Raw genomic sequence first — 19,118 nt, 5'->3', positions numbered from 1 at the left:
GGTCCAAGAACGGAGACGAGCCACCTCATGCCTCGCTCACGGCCACGCTCGGCGTGGATGACCGGGACGGTCACGACCGTCGCCCTGACAGCTGCCCTGCTGGCCGGTACGCCCGCGCCCGCTCTCAGCGGTGACGCCGCGCCGGCCGGTGCCTTCGCGTTCACGGCCAAGCTCGACATCGGCGACGGCAAACGCGCCTGCACCGGTGCCCTGGTCGACCCGTACTGGGTCGTCACCGCCGCCTCCTGCTTCGCCGACAATCCCGCCCAGCCGGCAACCGTCCCCGCCGGCCCGCCCGCACTCAGGACCACCGCCACGGTCGGACGCACCGACCTCACCACCACGGCGGGCCAGGTCCGTGACATCGCCGAACTCGTCCCCCGCACCGACCGCGACCTGGTCATGGCGCGCCTGGTCAACCCGGTCATCGACATCACCCCGCTCGCCCTGTCCTCCACTGCCCCCACCGTCGGCGAGGAACTCCGGGTGGCGGGCTACGGCCGCACCAGGACCGAGTGGGTGCCCGACAAGCTCCACAGCGCCCTCTTCACCGTCGATGGCGTCGACCCGACCGGCCTCGCCATCACCGCGAAGGCGCCCACGGACGCCACCGTCTGCAAGGGCGACACCGGCGGCCCCGCACTACGGCAGGTCGGCGACCACTACGAACTCGCCGCCCTCAACAGCCGCTCCTGGCAGAACGGCTGCCTCGGCTCCACCGAAACCACCCGCACCGGCGCCTACGACACCCGCACCGACGACCTCAACGACTGGATCAAGTTCGTCCGCTCCAGCACGATGCCGCCCCAGGCCCCCGGTGTCCTGCGCTGGTTCCTCTCCGACTCGGCCCAGTCGAACGTCTCCACCCGGGCCACGTTCGACTTCGGGAAGAGCCCGATGATCCCGCTGGCGGGCAACTGGGACGGCATCGGCGGGGACACCCCGGGCGCCTACGACCCCACCACCGCCCACTTCTACCTGACGAACTCGCTCGACGGCGGCCCCAGCACCACCGACTTCGGATTCGGCGACCGGGGCGATGTCCCCGTCGTCGGGCGGTGGGACGGCGGACGCACCAGCGAAGTGGGGATCTACCGCCCGAGCACCGCCGAGTTCCACCTGCGCCACCACGACGGCACCGTGACGTCCTTCAGGCTGGGCGACGGCGGCAGCTGGAAGCCGATCGCCGGGGACTGGACACACAAGGGATTCGACACCCCGGGGCTGTTCAACCCCGACACCGCCACGTTCTACCTCGTGAACTCCATCCACGACGGCGAGGCCGACATCACGTTCACGTTCGGCGCGCGGGGGGACACGCCCCTCACCGGCGACTGGAACGGCAGCGGCACCACCGAGGTCGGCATCTACCAGACCACCGGCAGCGTCTTCCACTTCCGCGGCGCCGCCCCCGACGGCTCCACTACCTCCGTCTCCTACGGCGACGGCGGCCTCCCGGTCACCGGCGACTGGAGCGGCAGCGGCAAGTCGACCCAGGGCATCGTCGTCCCCGGCCGGTGAGGCGCCGCCCACCCGTCCGGACCGACACCGTGGACACCAGAAGCCGCCAGCCGTGGAACAGCCGGACCGGCCCCCGCCCGGGGCGCGGTCCGATCAGGCCCGGGGGCCCACCGCCATCCCGGCATCGATGTGGGAAATGATCTTCGGAGTGATGGGAACGCCCACGTCGCCGGGCTGGTGTCGCTGCAGGTCAACGGATTCTGTCGGATGGCCTCGACGACCTCCGCGGAGTCCTACACGGCACCCCACCCCTCCGGCCCAGCCCCGCTCCGCACCTGATGCCACGACCCGCGGAGCCTCGGACCCGGTCACAGCCGTGCGGCCGTGCGGACCAGGCCGGCCAGCGCGAGGGAGCGGCTGTGCGCGGGCCAGGCGATGTGGGTCACCACGGAAGGTGCGTCGACCAAGGGAACGGCCGCGTGCTCGGCCCACAGCCAGGAGCGGGCGGAGTCGGGGACGACCGCCACGGTGCGTCCGAGGGCGATCAGCTGGGCCAGTTGTGTCTGGTTGTGGATCTCGGGGCCGGGGCCGGGTGCGTAGGTGCCGCGGGTGGGCCAGCGGGCGAGCGGCAGACCGGGGACGTCCCTGACATCGGCCAGCGACAAGGTCTCGCGGGCGGCGAGGGGGTGCCCGGCAGGCAGGACGGCGACCTGCCCCTCCGCCGCCAGTACCTCGCTGTCGAACCCGGCGAGGGAGTTCCACGGTGTGTACATGAGCGCGACATCGGCGCGTCCGTCGCGCAGCATCTCCTCCTGCTCGCAGATCCCGCCCGGCAGCACCTCGATCTCGGCACTGTCGGGCTCGGCCGCGTAGGCGTCGAGAAGCTTCCGCAGCAGTTCATGGGAGGCTGCGGCCTTCACCGCGAGGACCAGGCGGTCGCGGGGGCCGCCGGGGCTGTCGGCACCGCCGGCGCGCCGGGTTCGGCGAGCGGCGGCGACGGTCGCGTCGAGGGCCGCGCGGCCCTCGTGCAGCAGCACCTCCCCCGCACCGGTCAGGCGGACACCACGGCGGTTGCGCTCCAGCAGACAGACTCCCAGGCGCCGTTCGAGCTGCTGGATCGCCCGCGACAGCGGCGGCTGGGCCAGGCCGAGGCGCTCGGCGGCGCGTCCGAAGTGCAGTTCCTCGGCGACGGCCACGAAGTACCTCAACTCGCGGGTTTCCAGGGTGTCCACGGCCGCAGCTTACGCGGTGATACCCGGCAGGTATGACAGGACACCGTATCGGTGTTGGCCACGCCTTTCGTCCGAGGACCATCATCATCAGCATGAGCGAAACGATGATCGCGCTGGTGACCGGCGCGAACAAGGGCATTGGGTACGAGATAGCGGCCGGGCTGGGCGGTCTCGGGTACCGCGTGGGCGTGGGAGCCCGTGACGAGGCCCGTCGCGAAACCGCCGTCGGCACACTGCGCGCCCTCGGCGTGGACGCGTTCGGGGTGCCGCTGGACGTGACCGACGACCGCAGCGTCACCGATGCGGCGGAGCTGGTCGAACGGCTGGCCGGACGCCTGGATGCCCTGGTCAACAATGCCGGGATCTCGGGCGAGATGGGCCCCGGGTGGGAGCAGGACCCGACCGCGCTCGATCTGGAAGTGCTCCGCACGGTGGTGGACACCAACGTCATGGGTGTCGTCCGGGTGACCAACGCGATGCTGCCGCTGCTGCGGCGCTCCGCCTCCCCACGCATCGTCAACGTCTCCAGCAGCGTCGGCTCCCTGACCCGGCAGGCGGACCCCGACACCGAGGTCGGTCCGATCATGGCGGCCTACGCTCCGTCGAAATCCTTCCTCAACGCCCTCACGCTGCAGTACGCCCGGCGGTTCGCCGGCACCGGCATCCTCGTCAACGCCGCCTGCCCGGGCCTGGTCGCCACCGACTTCACAGGCTTCCACGGACCCCGAACCCCCGCACAGGGCGCGGCTACGGCGATCCGGCTCGCCACACTGCCCGACGGCGGCCCGAGCGGTTCGTTCTTCGAGGACGACGGCGTCGTCCCCTGGTGACCGGCCCACCGAGGCGAACAGGTCGACGGCTTCCTGGCGACGCCCGCGGCGTTGGCGTGTACGGGGTGGGAGGGTGCATGGTGTCACCATGTCCGAACGCCGCGACCGCCGCCGTCTTCACGCCCGCGCCCGAGCTCTCGGGGTACCCATCGAGCAGGCCGGCCGCCGCGCCTCCCTGCGCAGGCCCGGACCGCCGACCGCGGAACCCGTGTGGCCGCGTACCGCGATTCCTGACCGGGACGAGGCTCCTGCCGTCGTCCGGGCGGTGCCTCCGGTGGCGGTGGCGTGCTGCACGGTCTCGCGCGACCGGCAGGTCACGGACGGCGGGACGGTGGTCGTACTGACCCGCCACAGGGCCGACTGTCCGATCTGGTCCGCCCGCTGAGCGTGGGGCCCGGACCGGCCCAGCCGGCGTCGGGCCGAGTGGCTCCCGAGGCGTGGAAGGCGGCGACGGCCGCTTGCGCGGCCCGGGCGGCCATGGGTCCGTGGCCGAGGCCGTCGCAGAGCATCAGCAGCAGGGCTCCGGGATCCGGGTCGGTGGGCTGGTCGCGGCGGGCGGGCGCCGCGCGCGGCGGGGTCGGGAGGCCGGCGCCGGTCTGGGCGGCCCAGCTGAGCGGCGTCCGGAGGCCGCACCGTCCCGCGCGGGCGGGGTCGGCGTGGCCCGGTCCGCGCCCGCGGCCCGGCGGCCGTCGCCGGGCGCCACGGGCCGGGCCGCCCAGACGTCCCCGCAGGTCTCCTCACCGCTGATCGGCCTGGTCGGCCCGGCCACCGGCGGCTCGCCGGCGGCCCGTGCCAGGGCCGCGACCTTCGTGGTCCAGAAGCAGGCCCGCCAGCACGGTGCCCCGGCCGGGCAGCGAGTGCACGTCGAAGGTGTCGGCCAGCCGGGAGATCGCGCCGAGCCCGATGCCGAGCGTGCCCGCGGAGGACATCCCGTCGGTCAGCGCGCGGGAGACGTCCGCCATTCCGGGGCCGGCGTCGATGGTCACGAACTCCAGGCCGGCGTCGGTCTCGGCGCGGATCACCCTCAGCAGGAGGGAGCCGTCGTCGGCGTGGCGGCACAGGTTGGTCGCCGCCTCGCTCACCGCGAGCGCGGCCTCGGCGGCCCGCTGGTCACCGAGGCCGATCCGGCGCGCCAGCGCGGCGGCGGCGCCGGCACGGAGTGCTCGTCCCGGAACCAGGCCACGTCCTCGGTTCGGGGTGGCGGCCTTCCGGCGCCCCGGACAGCGCGGTCACAGGAGGAGCCCCCGTCACGTCCCGCGCCGTGAGGCGAGCGCAACGTCGTCGGCCGCGGCCCATGCCAGCGAGTACCAGGAGAGCCCGGCGAGGACCGCGGCGCTCGGCAGCTCGGCGAAGTAGGCCAGCGCCTGCGCGAGCTCGTAGTCGGAACCGCGGTGCGCCGACCACAGGTCGAAGAACGCGTCCAGGCCGAGCAGCACGGCGCTGGCCGAGGCAAGAGGGCTGGTGGCGCGATGGCGCCGACGCACCAGCCAGGCCAGCAGGAACAGTGCGGCGATCTCGATGACGTCCAGCCACACCCATGAGTTGGAAAGGTTGCGTGCGCCGAAGCGCCCCTTCACCGACATCACGAGCACGGCGATCCACGGCATCAGCAGCACGCCCGCCGAAACGAGAACCGTCGGCAGCCAGCGCCGGATCGCGGCTTCACGGGCCGCGACCGCCCTCCTGGAATCACGCACCGCCGGAGCCTACCAATGGCGGATGAGCCCGCACGGCACCGCGTTCGACCCCTCGCCGCCGGCCTGGTCCCGCCGCCGGCCAGGTCGCTCCCCCGTCGAACCACCTCCCCGAGGCCGTGCCGAGGCCGTCGAGGGCACCGGTGTCCTGGACTCCAGGCACCGGCGGGCCCTGGACTCCACCGTGCTGGACGACGCGGTCGCCACCCAGGACACCCTCGCCCAGATCATCGCCGCGGTCCGGGTGGGGGTTCTGAGGTCCCCGGCGCCGGCGAGGTGGCCGCCCGCCGTGCACCGCCCACGAGTACGCCGAGCCCGGCAGGCCCCGCATCGCTTGGAACGACGGGCAGACCCGAGCCGACCTCCTCGCGCCCGGCCCGGCGCCGCGCCCTACGGTGGAAGGAGTCGACCGACGGATCCGCGTGACCGCACTGCCCGTGAGGACGGTGAGATACATGTGCCGATGGCTTGCCTACTCCGGTTCCCCGATCATGTTGGAGGAGTTGCTGTACAAACCCGCCCACTCGCTGATCGACCAGAGCCGCCACGCCCGGATGGGCGTCGAGACGACCAACGGCGACGGGTTCGGCGTCGGCTGGTATCCGGACGAGCCGCGCGACATCGACGGCGCCACGGACCCGGCGGTCTTCCGAGCGGTGGGCCCCGCGTGGAGCGACCGCAACCTGCACGAGCTCGCACACTGCGTGCGCTCGCCGCTGTTCCTCGCCCACATCCGTGCCTCCACCGGCACGGCGGTGCAGCAGACCAACTGCCATCCCTTCCGTTACGGACAGTGGCTCTGGATGCACAACGGCGCGATCCATGACTTCCCGAAGCTCAAACGCGACCTCGCACTCGAGGTCGCCGCCCCCCTCTACCCCTCCATCGAGGGCTCCACCGACTCCGAGCTGATGTTCTATCTGGCGCTGACCTTCGGGCTCCGGGACGACGTACCGGGAGCCGTCGAGCGCATGGCCGGCTTCGTCGAGGCGGTCGCCGCCCGGCACGGCGTCCCCAACGCCCTGCAGATGACGGTCGGCGTCTCCGACGGTAGCCGGCTGTGGGCGTTCCGCTACTCGACCGAACGCGCGTCCCGTTCGCTGTTCTTCAGCACCAGCGTCCACGCGCTACGCGCCCTGCATCCGGACAGCACGGTCCTGCGGCGGGTGTCCGAGGAGACCCGCATCATCGTCTCCGAGCCCCTCGGTGACCTGCCGGGCGCCTGGAACCCCGTCCCCGAGTCCTGCTACGGGCTCGTACAGGAAGGCCACGACTCGATCCACGTGTTCCGGCCGGTCCGGCCCTGAAACAGCGCCGGTGCGCCCCGGCACGACGACTCGGGCCGAGGCCCCCGCCCAGCGGCCGGAAGGCCGACGACGGCGACAGCGCCTCGCACGGGTTCGAGACGAGCCGCGTCGGGGTCGTCATGCCGTCACCCGCTGCGCTCCGCTGCCCCGTGCCGGGGGCGGAGCCGACGCGGTGCCGCTCGGGATGTTGCCCCTCCGGCCGTCGGCCCCCACGTGCCCGCTGGGCCGCGGATCGCCGGGGGCAGGTCCTACGACTGCCCCCGGCCGGAGAATCACCTGGTCCACGCCTACCCGAGACCTGGCGAGGCCTCAAGCAGGCGGTCCATGGCCTGGTTGGCTGAATCTCGCCCCCGGTCGGCGGGCCGACGCCCGTGTGGTCCCGGCCGCGCGGGGAACGCGGGATCCCGGACGGCGCCGGACACGAGGTCCGGCGCCGCACGGCTGGAAGAGAGAGGGCGATCGTCATGATGGCGACAGTGGCGGTGCTGGCTCTGACGATCCTGCTCTTCAGTGCCGGACTCGGTCTCACCGTGGCGGCGGCGGGCCTGGCGAGTCGTTTCGGGCGGTCGGCCGCGCGCCGCCGGCGATGACCGGCCGGCTCCGGCCCACCGGTGCCCGGGCCGGGCCTCACCGCCCCGCGTCGCCGGGGGTGTCCGCCGCAGGCGGGCCGCCGTCCTCCTCCTCATCACGGCGCGGCCGGCCAGCGACCCGCCGTAGATGGTGTGCCCGACGCCGATGAGCCAGGACTGCACGACGAGGACCGTTCCGACCGTCCCGCAGGAGAGGGCGTTGGAGACCAGCAGCGGCGCGAGGACGAGCCCGGAGAAGTACCACCGTCCGGCCGGCGCGGCCATCGTTGCCACAGCTCCGGGCAGCAGCCACGACCACGGCACCCGTGAGCCGAGCAGGAGGTGCGGCAGCCACCAGAACAGCAGGACGCCGCCGAGCAGCGTGGCCCCGAGGCGCAGGACCGGCTGCGCGGGGCTCTCCCGCCAGGGAGTGCCGCTCCAGGCGGCGACGAGGATGTAGGCGGTCAGACCGGCGAGGCCCGGGGCCTGCCGCCACACGGCGTGCCAGGGGCATCATTCGAGGTCCCAGATGCGCTCGTAGACGGTCTGGACGGATGCCATCAGGGAGATCCCGAAGACCGCCGGCGCGGCGACGCTGATGCCGGTGGTGGTGCTGAGGGTCTGACCCCGGGAGACGAAGAGGCCGCTGGTGGCCCGCGCTCCGCGGCCGGTCAGCCCCAGGCCGTCGGTGATCCACCGGCTGATTCCGACGCCACGCGTCTGCGACGTCGCCGCGATCACGATCAACAGGGGCACCAGCGTGACGAAGAACAGCGCGGCGAAGGCCATCGAGCGTTGGAGGAGTTCCACCGTGCGGCCCGCCGCCAGATCTCGTCCACCACGGCGGTCGCCCCGCGCCACCACCCCCGTGCTCCGGCCGCACCCGTCGCGCCCGCTGCCCGATGCCGACCCTCAGCCGTGGCGGCCTCCACACCATCGACTCCACACCGGCTCCTACCCGGGCCGGGCCGACGAAGACGGACCCAGGCGACGAAGACGGACCGGACCGGCGGCGCCGCCTTTCGGCAGGCCCGGCGCCGACGCCCCGCCCGACGGGAGCGAGGTCCTGGCAGGCCCCGGGCGATGCCTCCGACCCGGCCGTCGCGCCCCGCGGGTCCCAGGAGCCCAGTACCAAGACAACCTCGGTCCGCCCAGTAGGCGGCGCGTCCTGCACTGACGCCCGTCCCGGCTCTCCCACCCGGCGAGAACCGGACCACCTCCCGGACCCGGGGGTGGTGCCGGCCGGTCAGGACAGCGTGGTGAACGGCTCGTAGAAGGGCTCCGGGTGCCGCACGGCCTCGTCCGGGTGAGGACCACGAGGTCCGACACCGGCTTCGACAGCACGACCACCAGCGTCGTCGGCAGCCGGACGCTCCCCTGTCGCGACCCCGTCCGGCCCCCGGCCCTGACTGCCCACCGATCGGACCGCCCGCCCGGACGCCGCGCCGTTTCGTTTCCCGGACTGCCACCGAGCGGAAAGGCTTCGCTCCCGGTGCTGCGCGAACGGCATCCGACCGGGAGAGTGGGCCGGGACCGGCACTCGGCCACACTCAGGGAAAGGCATCAGTGGAATCCGGACTTCGCATCGCCAGCCACCAGAGCGCACCCGGTGTGCGGCGGGTCGCACTCGACGGGGTCGCCGACATGGATACGGCTGACGTCCTGCGTGCCGCGCTGGACGACGGACTCGGTGCCCCTCCCCTCCCGCAGGCCCTGGTCGTGGACTGCGACAAGCTGAGCTTCTGTGCGTCGGCCGGGCTCAACGAGTTCCTGCGGGCCCGGATGACCGCCGTCGGCCTGGGCATCGCCTTCCGGGTCGCCGCGCCGCAGGACCAGTTGCGCCGGCTGCTGCGCCTGACGGAGACCGACACCCTCCTGGGAGTGCCGCCCGTCCCCGCGTCCGAACCGTCCAGGCCGTTCTGACCCCCGGGCCCGACGGCGGGCGACGACCGGCCGACGACCGGCCGACGACCGGCCCGACGATCACCGCCGTTCGGCGCCGACCCCCTTGAGCGCGAGCGACGGCGCCCGGCCGTACACCGAGCGGTAGAGGGCGGCGAACCGCCCGGAGTGGGCGAACCCCCAGTGCGCGGCGATCTGCGTGACGGTCACCCCGGCGTACGGGTCGGCGGCGGCGAGGTCCGCGTGCGCGCGTTCCAGCCGGACCCGGCGCAGAAACCCCAGCGGCGTGGTCCCCGCGTGGCGACGGAACGCGTACTGCAGTGCGCGCGGGGTCACCCTCACGGCGGTCGCGATGTCGGCGAGCGCGATGTCGCGGTGGGCGTTGTCCTCGATGAACGAGACCGCCCGCCGAAGGGTGCCGCTGTCGGCGTCGCGGGTGTCGACGCGCGCGGGCGCGGTCCTGACGGTGTGGGGCAGCGAGGCCAGCACCACCGCCGCGAGGTGCTGCGCGGCGGTGGAGACGGCCAGCGCGCCCGGGAAGGACGCCGCGTCGTTCAGGACCGCGTCGCGCACGTAGGCGATCGCGGCGCCGAGTCGCTTGTTCCCGGCCTCGGTGACCGCCCGGGAGCCCGTCAGCCTCACCGGTCCCGGCCCGGCTGCTCCGCCGGCGGCGGCCATCCGGTCCAGCAGGGCCGGATCGAACATCGCGATGGTGTAGCGCGCCGACCGTACCTCGCCCTGGTACGGGAGGTCGGGCTGGGCGAGGAGGAACGTCTCCCCCGGGCCGTACACCGTCTCCCGGCCGTCCGTCCGGTCCACCAAGGTCCCGGCGTGCATGCTGACCAGGCAGATCCTGCCCAGGCTGCCGGCGTCGTACCCCATGTCGAAATTGACGGCGAGACGGTCCACGCTCAGCGGGCCCGCCGCTCGACGGGTGACCCGCACCTGCGCGTCACTCACCGATCCACCGATCCGCATCGGGGTGTACGCGGACGACAGGAAGGCCTCCGTCGCGTCCAGGCTGCCACTGCGGAAGTCCACACTCTCCATGCCCCGATCCTGCCAGGGAATCCCGGCGCTCGAAACGAGGCCGCGGAAGCGCGACCCGCAGGCGACTCCCGCCCCTCCCGCGCCGGCGCGGGAGCTGAGGACCGGGCGTACGGGGCAGAGCGCGTTCGTGTGGCGGCGAGGGCGCCGAGCCTGCCAGGCGGCCCCCCGGCCGGAGCGCGGCAGCCGCCGAGGGGGCACCGTGCCGAGTGAACTCCGTCTCCCCGACGGGGGTTGCGGCCGGACGGCGGCGGCCCTCGGGTGCCGGCCGGGCACCCCCGGGGCCACTGTCCTCCGGCGGGACCGGCATCGGTCGTACGCCAGAGCGAGAGTTCGCGCTCCCGGACATCACTGTTCAGGCATCACTGCAGGGGCGTCACTGTTCAGGCGCTGATCCGGGCGAGCATGGAAGCCAGCCGCCGCACCGCCTCCTCGGCCTGGGTGAACTGCTCCGCGGTGGGGACGACGGTATTGAACGTCGGGCCGTCCCCCGCCGGCAGGGCCCGCCAGTGCAGGACGGGGGAGAGCGCCGCGCTGCACCCCGCCAGGAACCAGGCCAGGCGGCCGTGGGTGCGGGCCAGGCCGATCGCCAGCACGGCGAGCGCCTCGCGCAGCCGCTCCAGCCGCTGGGGCTCCACCGCATCCGCCCGGCCGCCCTCCGGGCCGACCACCCCGAGGCCGGCGGCCACCTCGCGGGCCAGCGCCCGGTCCCTCGGCGTGAGGTCCCACCCTGCCGTCCCGAGCTGCTCTTCCGCCTCCGTGATCAGCCCCAGGATCTCCACCCGCATGTCCATCCCCGCACGATAGCGGCAGCACCGGCCGCGCCGACACGGCCCGGCCGAGGGCACTTCGGGGAGGGAGTCGGAGGCCCGTCGGCGGGAGTTCCCGGACGAGGTGGTGGTGCGCGGGGGCCGCGCGCTGGGCGTGCGCACCGCCGACGGCCAGTCCCACCGGGCCCGCCGTGCCGTCCTCGCGGACGTTCCGGCGCCGACCCTGTACGGCGCCCTGGTGGGGTGGGAGCACCTGCCGCCCCGGACGCGCGCGGATCTCCGGCGCTTCCAGTGGGACTTCTCCACGGTCAAGGTCGACTGGGCCCTCGACGGCCCCGTCCCCTGGACCGCGCCCGAGGCGGCCGCGGCCGGGACCGTGCACCTGGGCGCCGACCTCGACGAGTTGAGCGACTACGCGCTGCAGTTGAGCACGGGGCGGCTGCCGCGCCGCCCGTTCGCGCTCCTGGGGCAGATGACGACCCCCCGATCCCGGCAGGTCCCCCGCCGGCACCGGGTCCGCCTGGGCCCACACCCACGTCCCCCAGGTGATCAGGGACGACCTGGGGACGCCGGCATCACGGCCACTGGGACACCCGCGAGACCGAGGCGATGGCGGAGCGGATCGAGGACCAGGTGGAACGGTTCGCCCCGGGCTTCAGGGACCGTATCGTCGCCCGGCGCGTGCTCACCCCGACGCTCCTGGAGGAGCGCGATCCCAGCCTGGTCGGCGGCGCGATCAACGATCGCGTTCGCCCTCGTCCCGTGGGGCGCCAACACCCTGGTATTCCTCGACGAACACCCCCTCACCGGCCCGGGAACCCGGCTCCGGCCGGTCGCACGGCGATCCCCGCTACCGGCGGCAGGGATCACGGGCGCGGGTGAGGGCCCGTGGAGAGGCGGGCGGGGCCGGCTTCCCGGGGACTGTCGGAGCGGGCGCACCGGCGCCCGGAGCGGCGGCGTACGTGCCGTTCCCGTCGTCGGTACCGGAGACGGTACGGACTCAGGGGTCCGCACCGGACGTCACCCGCGGCCCGGGGGCGCTTCGACACGAAGATCGCGGGTAGTCGACGCGCCGTCGGGCGCGGGTCCGGCCGGTCGCGCGGTCCGTCGAGGGGAGCGGCGGTCGAGAAGAGCGACGAAGGTGGGGGCGCGCCATGATGGGACATTCGCACGCGGTGAGCGGAGGGCTGCTGTTCGCGGCGGCGTCGAGCCATCTCCCCGTCGAACTGGTCGGACCAGGGTTCGGGCCCGCCGACCTCCTGATGGGCACCGTCCTGTGCGCCGGCGCCGCCCTCCTGCCCGACCTGGACCACCACGACAGCACGCTCGCCCACTTCCTCGGGCCGGTGTCCGGGGTGCTCTGCCGCGTGCTGGGCCGGGTCAGCGGGGGCCATCGCCACGCGACCCACTCGCTGCTGTTCGCGGCCCTCGCCGGCGCCGGTACCTGGGCCGGTATCGCCCATCTGGGCCGCGGCTTCGTCCTGGGCCTGACCTTCTGCCTGCTGGCGCTGGCCCTGCGGGCCCTGCACCTGCACCCGCCCGGCAACGGCCCGGCGACCTGGGCACTGCCCACCGGCCTGGCCGCCCTCGGAGCGGCCGGCCTGGACTCCTGGCTGCCGAACGCCCGGTACTGGCTGCCGTGCGCGGTGACCCTGGGCGTCCTGGCGCACCTGCTCGGCGACTTCCTGACCAGGCGGGGCGTCCCGCTGTTCTGGCCGTACGGACGGCGTTACGAGATACCGCTGATCAAGCGCACCGGAAACGGCGTCGAGACGAAGTTCCTCGCCCCCCTCATGACGATCGCGACCTTCGTCCTGCTCTGGTGCACGGTCTTCCCCGGAACCCTGCCGATCAGCTGAGCCGGGCGGCACCCCGCCACCCGCCCGGACGACGGCGCGCCCCCGGCGGGGCCGGCGGCGCCGACCGACGCCGCTCAGCCCTGCGGGAGGTCGATCTCGACCCAGACCGCCTTGCCGGGGCGGTCAGCCCGCGGAAGGTGCCCCCACCGGCTGGCCAGCAGCTCGACGGTGTGCAGGCCGTGCCCGCCGATGCGGGTCGGCTCGTGCGGCAACCGGGGCCGCGGCGGTTCGTCGGAGCCGTCCAGCACCTCGATCCGGAGGGTGCCGGCACTCGCGGACAGGACGAGCTGGTCCGGCCCGCCGGCGTGCTGGCAGGCGTTGGTGGCGAGCTCGGAGACGATGAGGAGGACGTCGTCGGCCCGGGCCTGCTGGTCCGGATCGGTGGTGGGCAGCCATCCCCAGTCCTCCAGCGCGGCCCGTGTCCGGTCGCGACAGCGTCCGACCGCACCTGCCGCACCGTCCAGGGTCAGCCTCCGGACCTGACCGGTGGGAGGCATCCCTGGCATCACCGACCGGCTCGCCGTCCGGTACTCACTGGCACTCATCTGTCCTCACTCCGACGACCGACCGGGACCGGGTGGCAACCGGCCTTTGCTTCCTCGTGTGCCCGCCGGTTCGCAGGAGACACCGGTGACGTGCACCGGGCCCCGCCGCCCCCCGACGGCTGCCGCACGGTCCACGGGCCGCCCTCCGGCGCCCGGGTGTACCCGGCGTCATCGGGCGAGAGCCGAACCGAGGTCCGCGCGGATGTCGAACACGGTCTGCGCCCCGGTGAGCTCGAACAGTCGGGCGACCGAGGACTGCAGGCCGGCCAGGACGAGGGTGAGGTGCGCGCGTTCCGCTTCGGCGCGGGTGTTGAGCAGCAGGTTGAGGCCGGTGGAGTCGCAGAACGACAAGCCGTGGCAGTCGACGACGACCCGCTCCCGGGCCTGTCCGATCGCCTCGTGGAGCTGCGCGCGCAGGAGCGCCACGCTGTCGTAGTCCAGCTCGCCGACCGGCGAGACGACCACCGCACCGTCCTCGGTTCGCAGATCGGCCCTGAGGCGCACGGTGTGCGAGTCCTCGCCGGGCTGGTGGGGGGCCGGTTCCGGCTCGGGGACGCCGTGGGGCATCGCTCTCCGTCCTCCTTCTGTCGAGTGGGGCCGTGTCAGCCCGTACGACGGTACGGCGGCATCCGACCGCAAGGTACGCCCTCCGGGCGGGACAGTCGAGCAGTGCCACCCGAATGTGCGGGCAATGTGAATACAGTGGGGCCTTTCCGCAAGGGGAGGCCTGATCCGGGTGAGGCTGGGCAGGTGAGCCGCGTCGTACCCGATCAAATGATCCCCAGCAGAGGACTCGACGCCCCGACCCTCGGGGCGGACGGCGGCGACCCGCTGGCGGACCGGGTCGCGCAGGAGGAGGGCGCCTACGAGCTCATGCTCTGCCTGGGACCCTCAAGCCGGCGATCGCCGCCCTGCCGGAGCGCGACCGCACCATCCTCTCCCTGCGCTTCGGCGCCGAGCTGACCCAGGGCGAGATCGGCCGCCGGCTCGGCATCGCGCAGATGCACGTCTCCCGGCTGCTCGATCGCACCCTGGCCGGCCTGCGCGCCGATCTCCTCGCCGACGCCCGAGCGATGCTCCCGAGCCGTCGCGGACGGCATGGGAGGGGCGCCCGCCGAACCGTCGGGCGCCCCTTTCGGGGGTCCCGGGGTGTTCCCGACCGTGCGGCGGCGGGAGCGGGCGGCGTCGGTCACACCGGCGGCGAAGCGGGTGATCAGGATCACCGGCACCCGCCCCGGTGCTTCCGGAGCGGGCCCGGCGTCGCGGGAGAACGGCGGCGACAGGTCGGCCGGGGCGACGCGCCACCGCGGCGCGGGGCCGCCCTCCGGCCGGCACCGACGGGCCGCACGCCCCCACGGGGGCCTGCGGCCCGACGTGAGCGGGGTCACGGCCCCGTGCCGACGGCGGAGTTCACCCTGGCGGAACAGGTGGAGTACCGTCCCTGACGGTACGGACTGGTGCCTTGCGCGGCCTGTGGCCCGGCCCTCGGCCGGGCCACAGGCCGGAGCGGGCGGTGACTGTGGCGGGCCTTCGGCCCGGCACCTGACGAGGAAGCGACGTCCCGATGGCGGGCACGACGAAGTCCCAGGCACAGCGCACGACGAGCGACACCGCGCAGGTCGGCGAACCGGACCTGCGGCGGCTGCTGGCCGGGCTGACCGCCGTACGCGACGGCGACTTCGGCACCCGGCTGCCCGACGATGCCGACGGGCTGCTGGGCGAGATCGCCACCGTGTTCAACGGCATGGTCGACCAGCTCTCCCTGTTCACCTCCGAGGTGACCCGGGTGGCCCGCGAGGTCGGCACCGACGGCCGGCTCGGCGGCCAGGCCAAGGTGCCCGGCGTGTCGGGGACGTGGAAGGACCTGACCGACTCCGTCAACGCGATGGCCGGCAACCTCACCACCCAGGTCCGCGACATCGCCCAGGTGGCCACCGCCGTCGCCAAGGGCGACCTGTCGCAGACCATCACCGTCGACGCCCGCGGCGAGATCCTCGAACTCAAGAACACCGTCAACACGATGGTCGACCAGCTGTCCGCCTTCGCCGGCGAGGTGACCCGGGTGGCCCGCGAGGTCGGCACCGACGGCCGGCTCGGCGGCCAGGCCGACGTCAAGGGAGTCTCCGGCACCTGGCGCGACCTCACCGACTCGGTCAACTTCATGGCCGGCAACCTCACCGCCCAGGTCCGCTCCATCGCCCAGGTGGCCACCGCCGTCGCCCAGGGCGACCTGTCCCAGAAGATCAACGTCGACGCGCGCGGCGAGATCCTGGAGCTGAAGGAGACCATCAACACGATGGTCGACCAGCTGAGCGCCTTCGCCGGCGAGGTGACCCGGGTGGCCCGCGAGGTCGGCACCGAGGGACGCCTGGGCGGCCAGGCCGACGTCCGGGACGTCTCCGGCACCTGGCGGGACCTCACCGAGTCGGTCAACGTCATGGCCGACAACCTCACCGCCCAGGTCCGCTCCATCGCCGAGGTGACCACCGCCGTCGCCCAGGGCGACCTCTCCCAGAAGATCCGGGTGGACGCGCGCGGCGAGATCCTGGAGCTGAAGGAGACCATCAACACGATGGTCGACCAGCTGAGCGCCTTCGCGGACGAGGTGACCCGGGTGGCCCGCGAGGTCGGCACCGAGGGCAACCTCGGCGGCCAGGCCACCGTCCGGGGTGCGTCCGGCACCTGGAAGGACCTCACCGACAACGTCAACGTGATGGCCTCCAACCTGACCGGGCAGGTCCGCTCGATCGCCCAGGTGGCCACCGCCGTCGCCAAGGGCGACCTCTCGCAGAAGATCACCGTCGAGGCCAAGGGCGAGGTCGCCGCGCTGGCCGGCGTCATCAACACGATGGTCGACACGCTCTCCGCGTTCGCGGACGAGGTGACCCGGGTGGCCCGCGAGGTCGGCACCGAGGGCACCCTGGGCGGCCAGGCCCGGGTCCCGAACGTGGCCGGCACCTGGAAGGACCTCACCGACAACGTCAACTTCATGGCGCACAACCTCACCAGCCAGGTCCGCAACATCGCCCAGGTCACCACCGCCGTCGCCAAGGGCGACCTCACCCGCAAGATCGACGTGGACGCGCGCGGCGAGATCCTGGAGCTCAAGACCACCATCAACACGATGGTCGACCAGCTCTCGGCCTTCGCCGCGGAGGTCACCCGGGTGGCCCGCGAGGTCGGCAGCGAGGGCCGGCTCGGCGGGCAGGCCGAGGTCGAGGGCGTCTCCGGGACCTGGAAGCGGCTCACCGAGAACGTCAACGAACTGGCCGGCAACCTCACCCGCCAGGTCCGCGCGATCGCCGAGGTCACCAGCGCGGTCGCCGAGGGCGACCTGACCCGCTCGATCACCGTGGACGCCTCCGGCGAGGTCGCCGACCTCAAGGACAACATCAACTTCATGGTGGAGTCCCTGCGTGAGACCACCCGGGCCAACGAGGAGCAGGACTGGCTCAAGTCCAACCTCGCCCGGATCTCCGCCCTGATGCAGGGCCGGCGCGACCTGCCCGTCGTCGCCGAGCTGATCATGGACGAGATCACCCCGCTCGTCGCCGCCCAGTACGGCGCCTTCTACCTCGCCGAGGACACCGGCGGCGCCACCTTCCTCAACCTGATCGGGTCCTACGCCTTCCCCGCCGGCGCGGGCCCCACCCGGTTCAGGCTCGGCGAGTCCTTCGTCGGCCAGGCCGCCCGCAGCCGGCGCACGATCGCCGTCGACCGGCTGCCGGCCGGCTACGTGAGCGTCTCCTCGGGCCTGGGCCGGGCCGAGGCCGCCTCGCTGATCGTGCTGCCGATCGTCGTCGAGGAGCAGGTGCTCGGCGTCATCGAGCTCGCCGCGCTCCAGGACTTCACCCCGGTGCACCAGGCCTTCCTGGAACAGCTGATGGAGACCATCGGCGTCAACGTGAACACCATCGTCGCCAACGCCAGGACGGACGAGCTGCTCGGCGAGTCCCAGCGCCTCACCTCCGAACTGCAGGTCCGATCCGCGGAGTTGCAGGCCCGCCAGGAGGAGCTGCAGTCCTCCAACGCCGAGCTGGAGGACAAGGCCGCCCTGCTCGCCGCCCAGAACCGGGACATCGAGACCAAGAACCTGGAGATCGAGCAGGCCCGCCAGGAGCTGGAGGACCGCGCCCACCAGCTCTCTGTCGCCTCCACCTACAAGTCCGAGTTCCTCGCCAACATGAGCCACGAGCTGCGCACCCCGCTGAACAGCCTGCTGATCCTCGCCCAGCTGCTCGCCCAGAACCCGACCCGCAACCTGACCGCCAAGCAGGTCGAGTACGCCGGCATCATCCACTCCGCCGGCTCCGACCTGCTGCAGCTCATCAACGACATCCTCGACCTCTCGAAGGTCGAGGCCGGGAAGATGGACGTCTCCCCGGAGCGCATCCCGCTGCGCCAGCTGCTCGACTACGTCGAGGCCACGTTCCGGCCGCTGACCAGCCAGAAGCGCCTGGCCTTCCAGGTCACCACCGCCGCCGGAGTACCCGCCGAACTGCTCACCGACGACTACCGGCTGCGGCAGGTCCTGCGCAACCTGCTGTCCAACGCGGTGAAGTTCACCGAGCGGGGCAGCGTCGACCTGCGCATCGAGCTCGCGGACGGCGCGCAGCTGCCCGACGTCGCCCGCCGCGACGACGGTCCGGTGGTCGCCTTCCACGTCGTGGACACCGGCATCGGGATCGACCCCCAGCACCTGGAGAGCGTCTTCGGCGCGTTCCAGCAGGCCGACGGCACCACCAGCCGCAAGTACGGCGGTACCGGCCTGGGCCTCTCCATCAGCCGGGAGATCGCCTTCCTCCTCGGCGGCGCCATCACCGCGCAGAGCACCCCGGGTCAGGGCAGCACCTTCTCGCTCTACCTGCCCGCGGCCAGGGCTGAGTTCGTCGAACTGAGCGGCCAGGCCCCGCGGGAGGCCCTGGAGCCCGGCCCGGCCGAGTCGGCCCGGCCGGGCCAGGACGAGCAGGCCGGGCAGGCGGGCACGCCGGAGGTCGCCCAGCCCAAGCGGCTGCTGGTCATCGAGGAGCGGCAGCGCGGCCTGCTCTCCCTCGTCGCGGAAAGCGCCGTCGCCGACCTGACCGGGCACGCCGACCTCGGCGGACCGCGCGGGGCGGTCGAGGTCATCACCACGGTAGGGGCCCAGGAGGCGGCGGAGACCCTCGCCGCGACGCCGTGCCACTGCGTGGTCCTCGAACTGGACCTGCCGAACGGCGCGGCGCTGGACTTCCTGGAGGAGATGGCACGGGACGCCGCGCTGCACAGCGTGCCCGTCCTGGCGCACAACAACCGGCGCCTGGGGGCCGAGCAGGAGCGGCTCCTGCAACAGCGCGCCACCGTGCAGCCGCTCGAACTCCTCTCCAGCCTGGACGAGTTGCGCGAGCGCATCGCCCTGCACCTGAGCGCGGAGCAGCCCGGCGACGTGCTGCCGCTGGTCCGTGCCGAGGACCCGGCCACCCCGCTCGCCCAGGACGTCGACGGCTCGCTCGCCGGACGGACCGTCCTGGTGGTCGACGACGACGACCGCAACCTGTACGCACTGACCGGGATCCTGGAACTGCACGGCATGCGAGTGCTGCAGGCCGAGAACGGCCGCGCCGCGATCGACACCCTCACCCGCAACGCCGGTGTCGACCTGATCCTGATGGACGTCATGATGCCGGAGATGGACGGCTACGCCGCCACCACCGCGATCCGCGCCATGCCCGCGTACACCGATCTGCCGATCATCGCCGTCACCGCGAAGGCGATGATGGGTGACCGGGAGAAGAGTCTCGCCTCCGGTGCCAGCGACTACGTCACCAAGCCGGTCGACGCGCGCGACCTGATCACCTGCATCGAGCGGTGGCTGAGGCCGTAGCGCGACCCCCACCGGACCAGGCCACCCGCCCCGACACCGTGC

General features: G+C 73.3%; 15 protein-coding genes and 1 pseudogene. 8 read left to right on the top strand and 8 right to left on the bottom strand.

What is annotated here, in order from left to right:
* Window positions 1–57 precede the first annotated feature (57 nt).
* Window positions 58–1,521, top strand: a complete 1,464-nt coding sequence (locus tag OG618_RS36145) for a S1 family peptidase (protein WP_329491859.1) — start codon at window positions 58–60, stop codon at window positions 1,519–1,521.
* A 308-nt stretch (window positions 1,522–1,829) separates the two neighbouring features.
* On the opposite strand, the gene OG618_RS36140 is transcribed toward OG618_RS36145, so the two are convergent.
* Window positions 1,830–2,693 carry a LysR family transcriptional regulator gene (locus tag OG618_RS36140; RefSeq protein ID WP_329491858.1) on the bottom strand — a complete coding sequence of 288 codons (864 nt, stop codon included), beginning with the start codon at window positions 2,691–2,693 and terminating at the stop codon, window positions 1,830–1,832.
* Window positions 2,694–2,785: 92 nt separating this feature from the next.
* Here OG618_RS36140 and OG618_RS36135 point away from each other — a divergent pair, with 92 nt between their 5' ends.
* On the top strand, window positions 2,786–3,523 hold the full coding sequence (locus OG618_RS36135) for an SDR family oxidoreductase (RefSeq protein ID WP_329491857.1): 738 nt from the start codon (window positions 2,786–2,788) through the stop codon (window positions 3,521–3,523).
* Between the two features lie 737 nt (window positions 3,524–4,260).
* On the opposite strand, the gene OG618_RS38120 is transcribed toward OG618_RS36135, so the two are convergent.
* Together OG618_RS38120 and OG618_RS36125 are read right to left on the bottom strand one after the other, a co-directional pair.
* Window positions 4,261–4,647: an ATP-binding protein gene (locus OG618_RS38120; RefSeq protein ID WP_442906974.1), complete on the bottom strand. Its 387-nt coding sequence runs from the start codon at window positions 4,645–4,647 to the stop codon at window positions 4,261–4,263.
* A gap of 123 nt (window positions 4,648–4,770) precedes the next feature.
* Entirely contained in the window at window positions 4,771–5,220 is a 450-nt protein-coding gene (locus tag OG618_RS36125) for a hypothetical protein (protein ID WP_329491856.1), read from the bottom strand.
* Window positions 5,221–5,347: 127 nt separating this feature from the next.
* Here OG618_RS36125 and OG618_RS36120 point away from each other — a divergent pair.
* Together OG618_RS36120 and OG618_RS36115 are read left to right on the top strand one after the other, a co-directional pair.
* A pseudogene (locus OG618_RS36120) lies at window positions 5,348–5,585 on the top strand (IS5/IS1182 family transposase); the annotation flags it as partial.
* A gap of 87 nt (window positions 5,586–5,672) precedes the next feature.
* Entirely contained in the window at window positions 5,673–6,524 is an 852-nt protein-coding gene (locus tag OG618_RS36115; RefSeq protein WP_329492402.1) for a class II glutamine amidotransferase, read from the top strand.
* A gap of 1,082 nt (window positions 6,525–7,606) precedes the next feature.
* On the opposite strand, the gene OG618_RS36110 is transcribed toward OG618_RS36115, so the two are convergent.
* Window positions 7,607–7,903, bottom strand: a complete 297-nt coding sequence (locus tag OG618_RS36110; RefSeq protein ID WP_329491855.1) for a hypothetical protein — start codon at window positions 7,901–7,903, stop codon at window positions 7,607–7,609.
* Window positions 7,904–8,659: 756 nt separating this feature from the next.
* On the opposite strand from OG618_RS36110, the gene OG618_RS36105 reads away from it, so the two are divergent.
* Window positions 8,660–9,016, top strand: a complete 357-nt coding sequence (locus tag OG618_RS36105) for an STAS domain-containing protein (RefSeq protein WP_329491854.1) — start codon at window positions 8,660–8,662, stop codon at window positions 9,014–9,016.
* A gap of 60 nt (window positions 9,017–9,076) precedes the next feature.
* Here the strand turns inward: OG618_RS36105 and OG618_RS36100 are convergent, their stop codons facing one another.
* The gene (locus tag OG618_RS36100; protein WP_329491853.1) at window positions 9,077–10,045 is read right to left on the bottom strand and encodes a helix-turn-helix transcriptional regulator; all 969 of its coding nucleotides are present in this window, start codon (window positions 10,043–10,045) and stop codon (window positions 9,077–9,079) included.
* Window positions 10,046–10,425: 380 nt separating this feature from the next.
* Complete coding sequence (locus tag OG618_RS36095; protein ID WP_329491852.1) at window positions 10,426–10,836, bottom strand: hypothetical protein; 411 nt, start codon at window positions 10,834–10,836, stop codon at window positions 10,426–10,428.
* Between the two features lie 1,130 nt (window positions 10,837–11,966).
* Between OG618_RS36095 and OG618_RS36085 the strand changes: the two genes are divergently transcribed.
* Entirely contained in the window at window positions 11,967–12,671 is a 705-nt protein-coding gene (locus tag OG618_RS36085; protein ID WP_329491851.1) for a metal-dependent hydrolase, read from the top strand.
* Between the two features lie 74 nt (window positions 12,672–12,745).
* On the opposite strand, the gene OG618_RS36080 is transcribed toward OG618_RS36085, so the two are convergent.
* Window positions 12,746–13,216 carry an ATP-binding protein gene (locus OG618_RS36080; RefSeq protein ID WP_329491850.1) on the bottom strand — a complete coding sequence of 157 codons (471 nt, stop codon included), beginning with the start codon at window positions 13,214–13,216 and terminating at the stop codon, window positions 12,746–12,748.
* A gap of 168 nt (window positions 13,217–13,384) precedes the next feature.
* Complete coding sequence (locus OG618_RS36075; RefSeq protein ID WP_329491849.1) at window positions 13,385–13,783, bottom strand: STAS domain-containing protein; 399 nt, start codon at window positions 13,781–13,783, stop codon at window positions 13,385–13,387.
* 311 nt (window positions 13,784–14,094) lie between these two features.
* On the opposite strand from OG618_RS36075, the gene OG618_RS38115 reads away from it, so the two are divergent.
* Together OG618_RS38115 and OG618_RS36065 are read left to right on the top strand one after the other, a co-directional pair.
* Entirely contained in the window at window positions 14,095–14,661 is a 567-nt protein-coding gene (locus OG618_RS38115) for a sigma-70 family RNA polymerase sigma factor (protein WP_442906973.1), read from the top strand.
* A 119-nt stretch (window positions 14,662–14,780) separates the two neighbouring features.
* Window positions 14,781–19,076: a HAMP domain-containing protein gene (locus OG618_RS36065; RefSeq protein ID WP_329491848.1), complete on the top strand. Its 4,296-nt coding sequence runs from the start codon at window positions 14,781–14,783 to the stop codon at window positions 19,074–19,076.
* Window positions 19,077–19,118: the final 42 nt, after the last annotated feature.

This window comes from Kitasatospora sp. NBC_01246 (assembly GCF_036226505.1).
In the GTDB taxonomy this organism is placed as follows: domain Bacteria; phylum Actinomycetota; class Actinomycetes; order Streptomycetales; family Streptomycetaceae; genus Kitasatospora.
This window is presented reverse-complemented; position numbering and strand designations above follow the sequence as displayed.